Annotated in this window: 10 protein-coding genes; 3 read left to right on the top strand and 7 right to left on the bottom strand. The window is 71.2% G+C overall.

Features of this window, described 5'->3' with window-relative positions:
* Positions 1 to 309, top strand: a 309-nt coding sequence (locus tag GA0070558_RS30535) for a transposase family protein (RefSeq protein ID WP_141722378.1), incomplete at its 5' end; no start/stop codon positions are given.
* A gap of 343 nt (positions 310 to 652) precedes the next feature.
* Here the strand turns inward: GA0070558_RS30535 and GA0070558_RS30530 are convergent.
* The 6 genes from GA0070558_RS30530 to GA0070558_RS30505 all read right to left on the bottom strand — a co-directional run bounded on the left by GA0070558_RS30530 (position 653) and on the right by GA0070558_RS30505 (position 9027).
* Entirely contained in the window at positions 653 to 1795 is a 1143-nt protein-coding gene (locus GA0070558_RS30530; protein ID WP_091286345.1) for an endonuclease/exonuclease/phosphatase family protein, read from the bottom strand.
* On the bottom strand, positions 1792 to 4194 hold the full coding sequence (locus tag GA0070558_RS30525; RefSeq protein ID WP_091286343.1) for a DEAD/DEAH box helicase: 2403 nt from the start codon (positions 4192 to 4194) through the stop codon (positions 1792 to 1794). Before GA0070558_RS30525 ends, GA0070558_RS30530 begins: the two co-directional genes overlap by 4 nt.
* Positions 4195 to 4493: 299 nt before the next feature.
* Positions 4494 to 5705 carry an FAD-binding oxidoreductase gene (locus tag GA0070558_RS30520; RefSeq protein WP_091286340.1) on the bottom strand — a complete coding sequence of 404 codons (1212 nt, stop codon included), beginning with the start codon at positions 5703 to 5705 and terminating at the stop codon, positions 4494 to 4496.
* A 185-nt stretch (positions 5706 to 5890) separates the two neighbouring features.
* Positions 5891 to 6529 carry a GOLPH3/VPS74 family protein gene (locus tag GA0070558_RS30515; protein ID WP_091286352.1) on the bottom strand — a complete coding sequence of 213 codons (639 nt, stop codon included), beginning with the start codon at positions 6527 to 6529 and terminating at the stop codon, positions 5891 to 5893.
* Between the two features lie 51 nt (positions 6530 to 6580).
* On the bottom strand, positions 6581 to 7594 hold the full coding sequence (locus GA0070558_RS30510; RefSeq protein ID WP_091286337.1) for an acetamidase/formamidase family protein: 1014 nt from the start codon (positions 7592 to 7594) through the stop codon (positions 6581 to 6583).
* Positions 7591 to 9027, bottom strand: a complete 1437-nt coding sequence (locus tag GA0070558_RS30505; protein ID WP_091286332.1) for an APC family permease — start codon at positions 9025 to 9027, stop codon at positions 7591 to 7593. Before GA0070558_RS30505 ends, GA0070558_RS30510 begins: the two co-directional genes overlap by 4 nt.
* Before the next feature lie 353 nt (positions 9028 to 9380).
* Here GA0070558_RS30505 and GA0070558_RS34730 point away from each other — a divergent pair, with 353 nt between their 5' ends.
* Positions 9381 to 11213 carry a S9 family peptidase gene (locus GA0070558_RS34730; protein ID WP_256092219.1) on the top strand — a complete coding sequence of 611 codons (1833 nt, stop codon included), beginning with the start codon at positions 9381 to 9383 and terminating at the stop codon, positions 11211 to 11213.
* Here the strand turns inward: GA0070558_RS34730 and GA0070558_RS30495 are convergent.
* On the bottom strand, positions 11189 to 12580 hold the full coding sequence (locus GA0070558_RS30495) for a helix-turn-helix domain-containing protein (protein ID WP_091286328.1): 1392 nt from the start codon (positions 12578 to 12580) through the stop codon (positions 11189 to 11191). The two genes, GA0070558_RS34730 and GA0070558_RS30495, sit on opposite strands and share 25 nt — an antisense overlap.
* 370 nt (positions 12581 to 12950) lie before the next feature.
* Between GA0070558_RS30495 and fxlM the strand changes: the two genes are divergently transcribed.
* Positions 12951 to 14171: a methyltransferase, FxLD system gene (gene fxlM, locus GA0070558_RS30490; RefSeq protein ID WP_256092218.1), complete on the top strand. Its 1221-nt coding sequence runs from the start codon at positions 12951 to 12953 to the stop codon at positions 14169 to 14171.
* Positions 14172 to 14193: the final 22 nt, after the last annotated feature.

The raw sequence follows: 14193 nt of genomic DNA, 5'->3' as shown, positions 1-14193 counted from the left end.
CTGTACTGGGCAGCCTCCGAACTGCATCTACCCACCCTGGCCGACTCCGGCTACGAAGGCGCCGGCCAGGGCATCCACACCCCGTACAAGCAACCCGCCGACGGCCGTCGCCTCGCGGTCGACAACCGCGCCTACAACGCCGTCCTTCGATCGATGCGGTGCCTCGGAGAACGCGGCTTCGCCATCCTGACCGGCCGCTGGCGCACGCTACGCCACAGCACCGCCAGCCCACGCAGCCTCGGCGACATCGTCCGTGCCGCCCTCCACCTCACCCACTACGAACACCGATACCTACCGAATTCTTGTTGAGATCACGTCAATGCTCTCTGGACTTCGATCGAAGGGTGGTTGGGGTATCCGTCAAGCCGCGACAAAGTCTTCCTCCCTGGGGCTTCCCCTGTACCAACGACGGCGGGTTCGAGGGGTTGCGTGGAGGGTCCTTCGGCAGCATTCGGCGGAGGAGTGTTAAGGGAAATTGGGAGTGGTCTGATTAATCACTATGTGGAACATGTGGATCATCGTGCCGCCGTTTCTCCATTCCCGGTCGCACACCGTGTGCGACTCAACGCCTGCTCCCGCGAGGATGTAATCGGAATCAATCGCGCGAATATGGCTAATTCACCTTTCTCTTATCAGCTTGTCCTGGTGGTGTCTAGCCATATTCCTCAATGTGGGAAAGGTGGGGGTGGTAGGTGTCATTCTGGGGAAACATCTCGCCGACGCCTGACGCAACCGGCTGCGCGTGCGGCGAGCGTCGCCGGCCGACCCGCGCGGATATCGGTTCAGTGGCGGGGAGCGCATGGGCGGGGGCCGGCTCCCGGTTGCTGCCGGATGAGGGGAGTCGGTCGTGGGGGTGGTGACATGGTGTCGGTGGTGGGGTGTCGAAGACCAGGGTGGCGGTGACGAGCCGGTGGTCGGAGGGGTAGGGCTGCCGTGCCGGGACGTGGACGCGGTAGCTGCCAGGGTCGACGTGGGGGCGCATGGCGTCGTTGGCGAGGAGCCAGTCGATGAGCAGGCCGCCGCCGGCGTCGATGCCGTTGTTGACGGTGGGGAGCAGAGGTATGTGGGGGTTGGCGGTCCGGGCGAGTTCGGCGAGGGCGTGGAAGCCGCATCCGTCGGTGCGGTGGTGGGTTTCGGGGTCCCAGCGTCCGATGAGGTGGTCGACGGCGTCGGTGTCGGCGGTCCAGGTGCCGTCGGGGTGTCGGCGTGCTTTCTGGGCGCGGGCGCGGTGGCCGGCGGCTGTCCAGTCGCGTTGGGGGAGGTGGGGGCCGGAGGCGGTGCTGTTGAGGTCGCCTCCGACGATGACGGGCATGTCGGTGGTGCCGTAGCGGTCGAGCAGGGCGGCCTGTTGGCGGCGGCGGATGCCGCAATGGGGGTCCCAGTGGGTGACGGCTGCGGCGAAGGTGGTGCGGCTGTCGGGGGTGCCGGGTTCGCCGGTGTCGCGGATCGCGAAGACGGCGATGTTGCGCTTGTCGGCGAAGACGTGCGGGTCGGCGGGGGCGGGCCAGGACCGCAGGGTCAGCAGCGTCGGGTCGTAGAGGATGGCGGGTGGCATGGGGCCGTTTGGGTCGTGGCCGAGCACGCCGACGTAGGGGCGGTCGAACCGGTCGGCGAGCAGTTCTGCGGCGTGGTGCAGGGGGCGTTGGCCGTTCTCGTGCCAGGTCTTGGCCTCGCAGAGCAGGATCAGTGCGGGCGGGGCTTGCACGTTGTGGAAGGCGTCCACGAGGGGGCGTAGGTTGCGTTGGCCGTGGCGGAGGCCGCCGGCTTCGAAGTTGAACAACGCGATGGGGATCATGGTTGCTCCGTGGGTGGGGTGTTCTGGTGGGCAGGCGTGGGGCTTGTTGGGGCCGGGTCCGGGGTGCTTGTCCGGCGGCGGGCGGTGACCTGGCGGGTGCGGGCCCAGCCGGAGGGGGTCTCCCACTGCATCCCGATGGCACCGAGCGCGGCGGCCTGGTTGGGGGTCAGGGTGCCGGCGCGGCGGGCCGCGCGCTGCTTCTTGAGCCAACTAGACAGGTTGATGTCGCCTTCGCGGTGGCCTTTGCGGGGGTGCAGGTGGCCCTCGCGCTGGTAGTAGGCGGTGGCCGCTGCGAGGTTGCGCTGCCAGGCGGCCTCGCGGATGGACCAGTGGATGCCCAGTGCTTCCAGGGCGCGGACCCGCTCGGCGCTGAGGGCTCCCTTCTGGTAGTCGACGCGTCGGGCGGAGAGCCAGCGGTAGAGGTCGATGCCGTTGACGGTGTGGCCGAAGGGAACGTCGAGGTGGCCGTGGTCGGCGTGGAACCGGCGGGCGGCGGCGTACCCGTCGTGGTGGGCTGCCCGGATGCTCCAGTCGATGCCCAGGGCGTCGAGGTCGGCGACCCGGTCGGCGGGCAGGGTGCCGGCGCGGCGGGCCGCGCGTTGCTGCCACAGCCAGGTGTAGAGGTCGAACCCGTCGAGGACGTGGCCGTGGGGGACGTGCAGGTGTCCGTGTTCGGCGTGGAATCGTCGCGCGTAGGTGAGCCCTCGGGCCCAGATTCCTTCCCGGGGTTCCCAGTGGAAGCCGAGCGCGTTGAGGTAGTCGACGCGGTCCTGGGCCAGGCGGCCGGCCTTGTGGTCGGCGCGCTGCCGGAAGACCCACCGGTCGAGGCGGACACCATGCCGGAGGTGACCGGTCGGGACCCGGGTGTGGCCGTGGTCGGCGTGGAAGTCGCGCAGGGCGCCGTAGCCGACCATCCAGTCGGGGGTGGTCTCCTCCAGCACCCGCACCGTCAGGTGCCGCAGCAACTGCTCGGACGCGTATCCGTCGGGCAGGCGGACCAGCAGCCGCGGCGGCAGCTCCGCGGCCCCGGTGCCGGTGCGGGCGCGTTGGAGGTCGAGGTCGGCCGCCAGAGCGCCGTCGTGGGCCCGCAACGCCCGTAGCGTCTGCAGCAGGGTCGCCCAGCGGGTCATGGTCCCGGCCAGGTCGGAGGTCATGTCGGCGGAGTCGTCGGGAAGCAGCACCGGAAGCAGGATGGTGGCGATGCCGGAACCGGCCGGATTGCGGCGCACCGCCCGCCCCACCACCTGGACGACGTCCACGGGGGACTCCTTCGGTGCGGTGAGCACGATCGCGTCCACGGCGGGCACGTCCACGCCCTCGCCCAGGCACCGCGCGTTGGACAGCACCGTCCACCCGTCCTCGGGCGGCTCGGCCAGCCGTCGCAGGTGCAGGCGCCGCTGGGTGATGCTCTGGGTGCCGTCGACGTGTCCCACCGTCAGCCGGCCCTTCGGCCGTTCGCCGGCAGGCAGCGACTGCACGGCGGCCGGCAGTGTGCGGGCGAACTCCCGGCTGGCCTGCACCCGCGGCGTGAACACCAACACCCGCCGAAGACCGAACTCCGCCGCAGCCCGGACCAGGGCGGTCTGCACCACCACCGTCCGCAACGGCGCGGCCCGCGCATCGACCACCGCGGCCGGGTCCAGATCGCGCAGCATCTCCAACGCCTGCGCGGACGTGACCCCGATGGCGAGGACCCGGTAGTCGTCCAGCCAGCCGTCACTGATGGCCTGCCCGAACGAGTACGCGTAGCAGACGGGCCCGAACACCGACGTCTCATCCATCGACAGCACGTCGTCACCGTCGCCGCCGGTGCGGAGCCTGGCCGGCAGCAGCCGGGGCGTGGCCGACATGTACAGCCGCCGCCGCGCCGGCAGATGCTCGTCACGGTGCACCAGCGCACCGTGCTTGCCCGCCCAACCGGCCGTGTGGTGCGCCTCGTCCACGATCAGCAGGTCGGCGGCCACCCCGGCGGCGTTCAGGCCCCTGCCCACGGTGTCCGCCGACCGGTGCGTGACCAGCACCAGACTCAACCCCGACGCCGCATCGTGCTGCCTCGCCCACCCGGCGATCTGCGCCGCGTCGGTGGTCACCGGGCAGGTCAGGTCCACCACCCGCACCGCTTCGTCGGCGACGCCGCCGTCGCCGCACACCGCCAGCACCCGGACGGCAGCACCCGCCCGGACCCACACGCTCAACGTCTGGGCCAGCAGGGTCAGCGACGGCACGGCCACCACCACCAGCCCTGAGGGACACAGCCGGACCGCCGCGTGCACAGCCACGATCGACTTCCCGCTGCCGCAGGCCGCCCGTACCTGACCACGGCCGCCGTCCGCCAGCGCCGCGACCACCGCGTCAACGGCCTCCCGCTGGTAGCCGCGCAGCGTCGGCATCGGCGTCATCAGCGGGTACGCCGGTCGACGCGCGACAGCCGGCCGGGAGCGGCGGACGGCGCGCAGGCCGATGCGGACCGGAGGACTGCGTGGTGGAGACGCCGGGGGTGGGAAAGCAAGGGTGGGCTCCTGGGTCAGGGTGGGTGGGCGGCGGCTGCCGACGTCGGCTCGTTCGCCTGGAGAGACCGGTCATCCGGTGCCGGGTTGGACATCCCGCAGGGGAAGCGCAGCCCGAGCGCGTCGAGGGGCGGCGGAGGCGTGGCCGGAAGGCCTCGGGGCTGGGCGGCCGCGAGGAGGTGGACGCGGTGTCACCGCAGCGGGGTCGCCTTGCGGCGCGTGATGGTGTCCTGCCGTCGGGAGAACCTGGTGCCGCCTGCTGGTTCTACGGCGGGTGCAGTGGGGCGGGTGAAGGTTTCGGCGAGGTGGAGGTGGTCGGTGGGGATGCCGGCGAGGGGGAGGCGGTGGCGGGCGTGGTCGATGAGTGCGGGTGGGCCGGCGACGTGGACGTGGTGGCCGGGCCGGTAGTGGTCGAGGACGGCGGTGAGCACGTCACCCTGGGCGGCCGGGTCGACGAGGGGGTCGTCGGTGAAGGTGGGCCTGATGGTCAGCCACTCCGGATACGCGGTCTGGAGGGTGTCGAGGGTGATGCTGTCGTAGAGGTCTTCGAGCGTGCGGGCACCGACGATGAGGGTGACCCGCCGCTGCCGGCCGTTGGCGGCGCCGGTGATGGTGAGGTGTTCGACGATGGCGCGTAGGGGCGCCAGGCCGGTGCCGCCAGCGGCGAGGAGAAGGTCACCGTGGTGGTCGGGGTCGAGGGTCAGTCCGGCGTGGTAGGGCGGGCCGAGCCACACGTATTCCCCGACGGCGGCATGGTGGGTGAGACAGGGCGAGACGGGTCCGTCGGGGACGGCGCGGACGTGGAGCTCGATGGTGCCGTCAGGGCGGGGTGCATTGGCCGGGGAGTACCACCTCCAGGTGCCAGGTCGGTGGGGCGTGGTGACGGGGAGGGCCTGGCCGGGTTCGTACTGCAGGCGGCGGCGGGGACGCAGAGTGAGCACCGTGGTGGTATCGGTTGCCGGGTCGCGGCCGATGATCTGGGCAGGGGTCCACGGGAGTGTGGTGGTGAGGCGGTGGGCGGCGCGGTGGGTGAGGTTGAGGACGTGGTGGCCGTGACGGCGCCACTGATCGGCGATCGTGGACGTCCAGGCGGTGGGCGCGTGGCGGGCGACGGTGGCGGTGAGGGCGTCAACGAGCATCTGGTGGTGGTAGGGCTGCAGGCCCAGGTACCGGTAGGTGGGGGCGAACGCGGCGAGCAGAGCGGTGCGCCCCGCGTGGTTGTCACCCCCGGCGATCAGGTGACCGACGGTGGCCAGGAACAGTTGTGCATCACGTTCGGGCAGCAGCCTCATCCGTCGGTCAGCCAGGAGGGACGAGAAGTGGTCGGTGGCGCGGCGCAGGTGGGGTGTGACGTCGGCCCAGGATGCGCGGAGGTCGGCTGGATAGGCGGCGGGCGGTGTCACGAGACCGGCTCCTTGGCGCTGATCGGAATGCTGGGTCGGTGGCGTGGTGCGCGCGAGGGCGCGGGTCGCTGGTGGTGACGCGTCGTGGTCCTGCCAGCAGGCAGAGAGGCTCGGCAGTCGGTGACGTGGCGGCGGTGCGGGACGACGATGTACCGCCGCTCCCTCGGGGACGCCGGGAGAGCGGGTCAGCGGTAGGCGGCGGTGGCGAGGTCGCCGATGCTGGCGTCGACCGCGGCGGTGATGTCCCGTACGGCTCGGTGGTGTTGGTTGGCGATGGTGGTGAGGCGTGTGGTCAGGGTGGTCGGGTCGTTGTCGAGGTACAGGTGGGTGGTCAGGCCGAGGACGGCGACGAGGCCGGCGAGTGCGGCGGTGTGGTCGTTGGGTTGTTCGCGGCCTTGGGCGAGGTAGCAGAGTCGGGCGCGGGGGACGACGGACCATTTGCTGTGGGTGGGTAGGTAGGTGTGGCGGTGGGTGATGCCGGCGAGGCGTCGTTGGCGGTGTGGGCGCAGGATTCCGGTGGTGACGAGTCCGGCGCGGGTGCGGTCGTAGAGGTCGACGGCGAAGTGCCGCAGCCAGGTCCGCAGGGGCGGGGCGGTGCGGGTGGGGTGCAGTGAGGCGATGGCGGCGTCGGCGATGAGGTCGCCGACGGGCCGGTCGGTGCGCAGGCGCAGCCGTTGGCCGGGCACAGCGCTGGTGGGGTCGGGTGGGTCGACGATGACCCGTGCGGCGAGGTGCAGGTCGATCAGGACGGCGCCGGCGAGGCCGAGGGCGAGGGCCCGGCGGTGTACGTGCAGGCGGCCGGTGTCGTCGTCGTGGGCGAGCATGAACAGCTCGTCGCGCAGCGGCAGGTGGGGGATCGTGGTCACGGTCGGCTCCTACCGTGTTTCGGCGGCGAGCCGCCGTAGCCGGCGGTGCGCGTCCTGGTAGGCGTCGGACGGTGCGGGGAGCAGGGCTTTGTCGACGGCGGCGAGGATCGTGTAGTTGGGGTCGCAGACGTTGCCGACGGGTGCGCGCCCGGCCTGGGACACGAGTTGGTAGGCGTCGAGGGTGTCCAGGCCGGTCAGGGTGCTGGTCCAGCCGACGAGGTCGTGGTGGGCGATGCGGTAGGCGTCCTCCAGGGGGCGGGCGCAGCCGATCGACATGAGCGAGGTGTCGGTCTCCAGCCGCGGCCAGGGTGTCGTCACGCCTTTGACGACCTCGACGATGAGGGTGGTGACGGTGGCGATCTCCACGGCGGCGCCGCAGGCCTCGCCTTCGCCCTGGCGGGCGTGTCCGTCGCCGAGGGCGAGCATCGCCCCGTGCACGTTGACCCCGAGGAAGAGGGTGACGCCGGCGCGTAGCTGCGGGGTGTCGAGGTTCCCGCCGTGGGAGTCGGGCACGAGTGTGGAGCGGGCCTCGAACCCTGCGGGTGCGACGCCGATCGTGCCGATCATCGGATCCAGCGGGAGATCCACCGTGTGGTCGCTGCTCGTGGCCTGGAACCGTACGGTGCGGGCCTGCTGGTCGATCCCGTACACCCACACCCGTTCGGGCAGCGGAGGTTGCAGGGTGGCGGTGCGGGAGGTCGAGGTCAGCGCCCCGAAGTGCGGGAACGTCGTCGACACCCCCCAGTCCGTGGCGGGGCTGATCGCGGCGATGTGCACGGCGAGGGTATCGCCGGGCTCGGCGTCCTCGACGAAGAACGGCCCGGACACCGGGTTCAGGTACGGCATGCGGCACACCCGCGACGGCAGGTCCGCCGGACCCCGCACCAGCCCGCCGAAGCAGTCCTGCGTGAACACCTCCAGCACGTCCCCGCAGCGGACGTGGGCGACGGGCAGACGCGCGCCGAAGGTGTGCGCCAGTTCCCCCGGGCCCGGCCGGTACACGATCCGGTCCATGCCGGTCACACCCGCTCCAGGTCACGGCCGGCCGGGCGGGCCGGCACCAGGCCGGACAGCACGGGACGCCGGCCGGTGGCGTACAGGCAGGCGAGGACCACCAGCCCCACCGCGAGCCACGCCAACCCGGCCCGCTGGGCGGCAATGTTCGCGTGCACCACCACGTAGGCCAGGACTGTGAACCCCAGCACCGGCATGACCAGGTGCGCCCACCAGTTACGGCTACGCCGACGGACGAGGTGGTGCACCACCACCGACACGTGCAGCACCAGGAACGCCACCATCGCCCCGAAGTTGACCAGCGACGACAACACCGTCACCCCGTCCGCCCGACCCGCCATGTACAGGCCCAGCACCAGGGACACCACACCGGTGAGCAGGGTCGCGTTGACCGGCACACCCCGCCGGGGCGACACCCGCGCCAGGAACCCCGGCAACTGACGGTCCCGCGCCATGGCGTAGAGCAGCCGGCTGGTCGCGACCTGGGCGACCATCGAGTTCGGCAACCCCCACGCGACCGCCGTCGCCACCGCGCACACCGTCGCCAACCAACCCCCGCCCGCGACCCGCGCCACGTCGTAGAACGCCGTCCCCGCCGGATCACCGTCGGCCAGCAGCCGGCCCGGGTCGGCGACGAGCATCGCCGCCAGCCACGTCTGCCCGACGAACAACACCCCCGCCAGGATCAGGACCGCCGCCATTGCCCGCCCGACCTGCCGGGGCCCGCCCCTGCTCTCCTCGGCGAGCATGGAGATGCCGTCGAACCCGAGGAACGACAACACCGCGATCGACACCGCCCCGGCCACCACCGACCAGCCGAACGTGTCGGAGTCGTAGAACGCCCCCCAGCTCAACCGGCCCTTGCCCGCGGCGAGGGCACCGGCAGCGACGACCAGGAACACCGCCAACACCAGCAGCTCACCGACGAGCATGACCCGCGTGACCAACGCTGTCATCCGGATCCCGACCGAGTTGACCACCGTGTTCACCACCACGAAGCCCAGCAGCCAACACCACACCGGCACCGACGGCACACTCGCGTGCATCGCCACCGACGCCACCAGATACAACAGGCCCGGCACCAGCACGTAGTCCAGCAGGATCACCCAACCCGCCAGGAACCCCACCGGCGCACCGATCCCACGCCCCGCGTAGTTGTAGACGCTCCCCGACATCGGAAACGCCCGCACCATCTGCGCGTACGAGAACGCGGTGAACATCAACGCCACCACACCCACCACGTACGCCAACGCCACCATCCCACCCGACCCCGCGTACACACTCCCGAAGATCGCCATCGGCGCGATCGGCACCATGTACACCAACCCGTACGCCACCAGATCCCGAAACCTCAGCCCCCGGGCCAGCTCCTGCCGATATCCGTAATGCTCCAGCCTTTCCTGTCGTTGCACTTCCCACTCCTTCAAGCTTCGAATTCGCATTCACCGGATCGAGATTTGCCAAGCGGTGGCCGTCACACATCAATGCGGCTGTTGCAAAAAGGGTCGCTCGGATTCGGGGAACCAGTCGATAGCGGGAATGCGGACAGAAAGTGCTGTCCGCGTCCGGCATCGGTGCCGCCGAGTAAAGGGCTGCTGGAGGAGCAGGGGACCGGGACGCCCAAGGGAGTGCATGGCGGCGGGCGTAGAGTCGGCGTTGTGGCTGCCCACCCCCGCGAGTCCCCGAGGCCGAGCCCGCCTCCACCCCGGCTGCCGGCGCGCCGAGTGTGGCACCCGAGAGGGCTCCTCGTCTGCTGTCCTGCCTGCTTGACGCCGGGCTGCGCGAGGAGGCGCGCGTGAGGGCGGAGGCCGCCGATGCTCCCATTTCGGCGGCGGACGCGGTGCGGGCATCCGTTAGTTATGACCAGCTTCGAATCTTCGACGGTTCGCTCTATTGGTTGGAGACGCGCCCCGATGCCGGCGGAGCCGCAACCCTGATGCGGTGGCGGCCCGGCGAAGGAACGCGGGACGCGGGTCCCGCGAACTTCCACATCGGCAGCGCGGTGCACGCGTACGGCGGTGGCTCCTTCGCCGTCGTCGACGGTAACCTGTGGTGTGTCGGCGAGGGCGGTCTGTACCGGCGTCGCCGCGGAGGTGACGAGCTGGAACTGATCAGTCCAGGGGTAATGGGAGACCTGGTCGTCGGTGCGGGCGAGTTGCTGGCCGTGCGGGAGTCCGAGCAGGGTGACGAGTTGGTGGCGGTGGCGCTCACGGGGCCGCTGCAGGTGAGGGTTCTCGCCGAGTCGGCGGGCTTCTTCGGCGCGCCCCGACCGGGTCCGGCCTTCCTGGCATGGTCGTGGTGGAGCGAGCGGGACATGCCGTGGGATGCCTGCGAGTTGTGGGTGGCGCCCTACGAGTCTGGCGGAGGCATCGGGGATCCCGTGCGGGTCGCGGGCGGGGCAGACGAGTCGGCGGTGGAGCCACGGTGGGGTCCCGACGGCGCGCTCTACTTCATGTCGGACCGCAGTGGCTGGTGGAACCTCTTCCGGTGGAACGGACAGGAGGCCCAGGCCGTCGTCCCCGTTGCGGGTGAATGCGTGGCGGAGCCCTGGGAACTGGGCTACGCGTCGTATGACTTCCTCGACGACGGACGGATCGTGATGGCGGTGCAGCAGGGGCCGCGACACCGCCTGCTCCTCGTCGACCCGTCCGGCGCTGCGACGTCGGTCGAGCTTCCGTACACGTCGATCAAGCCCTACGTGGCGGCGCACGGGACGGCAGTCGCGCTGATCGCCTCGTCACCGACGGCGGCGCCGCAGGTCGCGTTGGCGCACCTGACTGCTGACGGTCCCCGCCTGGAGGTGCTGGCCCGGTCGGAACACACCCGCCTTGCCGGACGCGCGGTCTCGACGCCGACGGAGCTGCGGGTGCGGGTCGCGGACGACCGCGAGGTCCTGGCCCTGGTGTATCCGCCGACAGGCGCGGGGCCGGGGTGGCGGGCGCCCGTGATCGTCCGTGCGCACCCCGGCCCGACCGCCTCCTGCCTGCTGCGCCTGGACTGGCAGGCGCAGTTCTTCACCAGCCGTGGGTTCGCCGTCGTGGATGTCGACTACCTCGGCAGCACCGGCTACGGGCGGGCGTTCCGCGAGTCGCTGTACGGCCGGTGGGGTGTCGATGACGTCGACGACTGCCGGGCAGTGGCCGAGCACCTGCTGGTAACGGGGCGAGCGGTGCCGGGTGGGGTCTTCATCCGCGGTGCTAGCGCCGGCGGGTACACGGCCCTCCACGCGGCGACGCAGGACGGGCCGTTCGCCGCCGCCACGGCCATCTCGGCGATCGTGGATCCCGACCGGTGGGCGACCACCGTGCCCAGATTCCAGCGCGCCCATGCCCTGCGCCTGCGGGGCGGCGCGGGCCGGGTCCACGCCGATGCGATCCGCCGGCCGGTGCTGCTCGTCCACGGCACCGTCGACGCCGTTGCCGCCGTCGACGACGCGCGGGACCTCGCCGCGCAGTTGACCCGCCGCGGCCTGCCACACGAGCTGCTGTTGCTCGACGGCGTCGGTCACTACGTGGCCACCTCCGGACATGCTGGGGCGGCATTGGAGGCTGAGCTGGCCCACTACCGGTCGTGGATGGGCGAGGCCGGCGGGGATCCGGGGTGCTACACCGCTGCCGCTGGCAGCTGATGCCGCACGTAGTCGCCGAACTCGCGGACCTCCGGCTCGCCGCGGTAGGGATCGAGATCGACCTGGACATCGACGATGCGCTGCACGCACCGGTGCGAGGCCGTCCTGGCCGCGTGATCGACGGCCTCCCGCCCGGTCGCACACGCTTCGTCGATACGCCCGGCGGCGGCCAGGGACGAGGCCAGAAGCGCGGTGTCGATGGCGAGCCGGCGGACGTGCGAGGGACTCAGCGAGGTGAGCGCGTCGCCCAGATGATGCTGTGTCTGCTGCGGCCGGCCGAGGTCGTGAAAGCAGTGGGCCAGCTCGTCGGCGAGGTAGGCCGGGGTGAAGTAACGGATCCACTCCGGTTCGTCCTCCGGCTGGCTACGGGCGAGCTGCTTCTCCGCGACGGAGAGATGGGCTACCGAGTCGGCTTCATGCCCGAGGCGGGCGTGCGCGCGGGCCACCACGGCATGCAGTGCGGCGCGTAGCGCCGGGGTCGCCTGTTCCTCGCACCCCGTGAGCGCGGTGACGGCCATCCGAAGCCCGGCCTCGGGATGATTGCAGTGGAGCGCCAGGTGGCCGATGTTGACGGCGAGCAGATACCCGCCGTAGCTCCGGTCGTCTGCTGCCTGCGACAGCCGTAGGGCGCGCAGGTAACGACGCTGGGCCAGTCCGTGCGCGCCCGTGTCCACAGCCTGGTAGCCGCAGAGCTCGAAGAAGCCCGCCGCGAGCGTGTGCAGGCGTCTACCGATCGACTCGGACGCGGGCGTGGCCGCGAGCAGCCGGTTGAGCTCATTTTCGATGTACCGCTGCACCTGGGCGTGGACCCGGCCGGCACCGTGGGTGTGATCCAACTGCCGGAACACGGTGAGCGCGGTCTCCGCCGATGCGAGATCGTCCTCCGAGACGCGGCTCGCGGCGACCGGTCGACCCGGCGTGGGGCAGCTGGGGCCACGGTCGGCGTTCAGCCAGTCCAGTGCGGCCCGGTCAAGTACTCCCGGTTGTAAGGGAACCCGCCTGACCAGGTCACCGGGCTCGGTGGACCCGGGCGGAGCCGCCTGCGGCGGGATCACCGGACTGACCGGACCGGCAGGTGAGGAGGCAGGCCTTATGTTTCGTTCGAGGCCCCGTTTCGTCTCGAGTAACGGCAGTAGCCGCAGTAGAGCTCCGCCTGCGGCCAGTGCCGTGTCGCAGGCCTCGACGAACTGGCGGGACGGGAACCGGTCCGCTGTCTCCACCCGCCGGACCAGATCGGCGCTAAAGCGGATCTTCGCTCCCAGCCGCGCCTGGGAGAGATTCGCCTGTTCCCGTAGGCGCCGCAGCTCGGCACCGAAGAAGTGACGCTCCGACGCGGACGGCTGGAGCGTCCTCGGGGCCTGGGCCATGACGCCGCCCTCCTCAGGATTCCACCGAACGGTATCGAGCAGCGTAGACCCGTACGCCCGCCGGCATCGTCGTTCGCCGCCGCACACCAGCATGCGCCATACGTGGGTTCGGCCGCGCGTGGCTCGCCGGGCTCACGCGCATGGCGGTCCCGCGTCGCGCCGCCGTGCCCGTATCCGGGTATGCGGACACGTGGTTCGTCCGCATGGCGTGCGTTCACCCGGCCGCTCGTCCGGGCCAGAGTGTGAGGAGCGACCGACGACGCACCCGGGTTCTCCGGCCCGGTGCAGCCGGCGATCCGGTCCGCGACGCTGGTGCACCACGACGGAAGGTGCCCGGCACCCGAGAAGAAGGAAGTACCGAGTGATCCAGGTGGCTGACACGCATGACGGTGCCGACCGGGCGGCCGACCTGCGCGCCGTGCTGGTGGACGAGCTGCGCGGCCGAGGCAAGATCGCCACCGCAGCGGTGGAGGCGGCGTTCCGCCGGGTGCCACGTGAGCGGTTCATGCCCGACGGCACCGATCTCACCGTTGCCTACGGGGTCGACAACTCGGTGGTCACCAAACGCGACGAGCACGGCGTGGCGATCTCCTCGGTGTCCGCCGCCTACATCCAGGCGCGGATGCTCGAACAGGCCGAGGTGCGGTCCGGCATGACGGTGCTGGAGGTCGGCTCGGGTGGCCTGAACGCCGCGTACCTCGCCGAGATCGTCGGTCCACAGGGACGGGTCGTCAGCGTCGACATCGACCCGGAGGTCACCGCCCGCGCGACGACGCTGCTGGAACAGAACGGCTACGGCGACCGGGTCCGGGTCCTGGTCGCCGACGCCGAGCACGGTGTGCCGGGCGAGGGTCCCTTCGACGCCGTCATCGTCACGGTGGGCGCCTGGGACATCCCCCCGGCCCTGCTCGACCAACTGCGGAATCCGGGCGTGCTCGTCCTGCCGCTGATCATGAACGGTGTCACGAGGACGATCGGGTTCCGCCGGGCGTCCGAGCACCTCTCCAGTACGTCGGCGGAGGTCGCCGGTTTCGTGCCGATGCAGGGCGACGGTCGGCACCCCGATCGGGTGTTCCTCCTGCCCGACGGCAACGGGCGTAACGTCCGGCTCTCGTTCGACTCCGGTGCCCCCCGTGAGATCAGCCGGCTCGACGGCGTCCTGGCGACGGAGCGCGTCGAGCGCTGGTCGGGCGTGACGATCGACAACGGCGTCTCGTTCGCCGACCTGCACCTGTGGTTCGCGTGGTTCCTCCCCGGCTTCTGCCGGATCGCCCCGGACGAGGGAACCGACCTGGCCGCTGAGCGCCGCTGGTTCCCCTTCGGCGTCGTCTCCGGGGCGGGCTTCGCCTACCTGGCCGTGCGCCCGGCTGCCGAGGGCGAGGGGGCGGAGTTCGGTGCCCGCGCCTACGGCCCGGACGGACAGCGAGCCGCTGCCTCCATGGTCGAACAGATCCAGGCCTGGGATCGCGACGGACGCCACACCGAACCGACCTTCCACTACTGGCCCGTCGGCAGCGACCCCTCGCTCATCTCCGCCGACGCCCCCGTCATGGACAAGACGCACGGCGTCGTCACGATCTCCTGGCCCTAGACCAGGTGGCACCACCCAACCC

The organism is Micromonospora haikouensis (genome assembly GCF_900091595.1).
In the GTDB taxonomy this organism is placed as follows: Bacteria; Actinomycetota; Actinomycetes; order Mycobacteriales; family Micromonosporaceae; genus Micromonospora; species Micromonospora haikouensis.
The sequence above is the reverse complement of the archived record's forward strand: the minus strand, read 5'-3'. Positions and strand labels throughout refer to the sequence as shown.

Excerpts from the sequence above, each read along its gene's own strand:
- GA0070558_RS30530 (WP_091286345.1), bottom strand. The coding sequence starts at position 1,795 with ATGATCCCCATCGCGTTGTTCAACTTCGAAGCCGGCGGCCTCCGCCAC.
- GA0070558_RS30525 (WP_091286343.1), bottom strand. The coding sequence starts at position 4,194 with ATGACGCCGATGCCGACGCTGCGCGGCTACCAGCGGGAGGCCGTTGAC.
- GA0070558_RS30515 (WP_091286352.1), bottom strand. The coding sequence starts at position 6,529 with ATGCTCGCCCACGACGACGACACCGGCCGCCTGCACGTACACCGCCGG.
- GA0070558_RS30505 (WP_091286332.1), bottom strand. The coding sequence starts at position 9,027 with ATGCGAATTCGAAGCTTGAAGGAGTGGGAAGTGCAACGACAGGAAAGG.
- GA0070558_RS30495 (WP_091286328.1), bottom strand. The coding sequence starts at position 12,580 with ATGGCCCAGGCCCCGAGGACGCTCCAGCCGTCCGCGTCGGAGCGTCAC.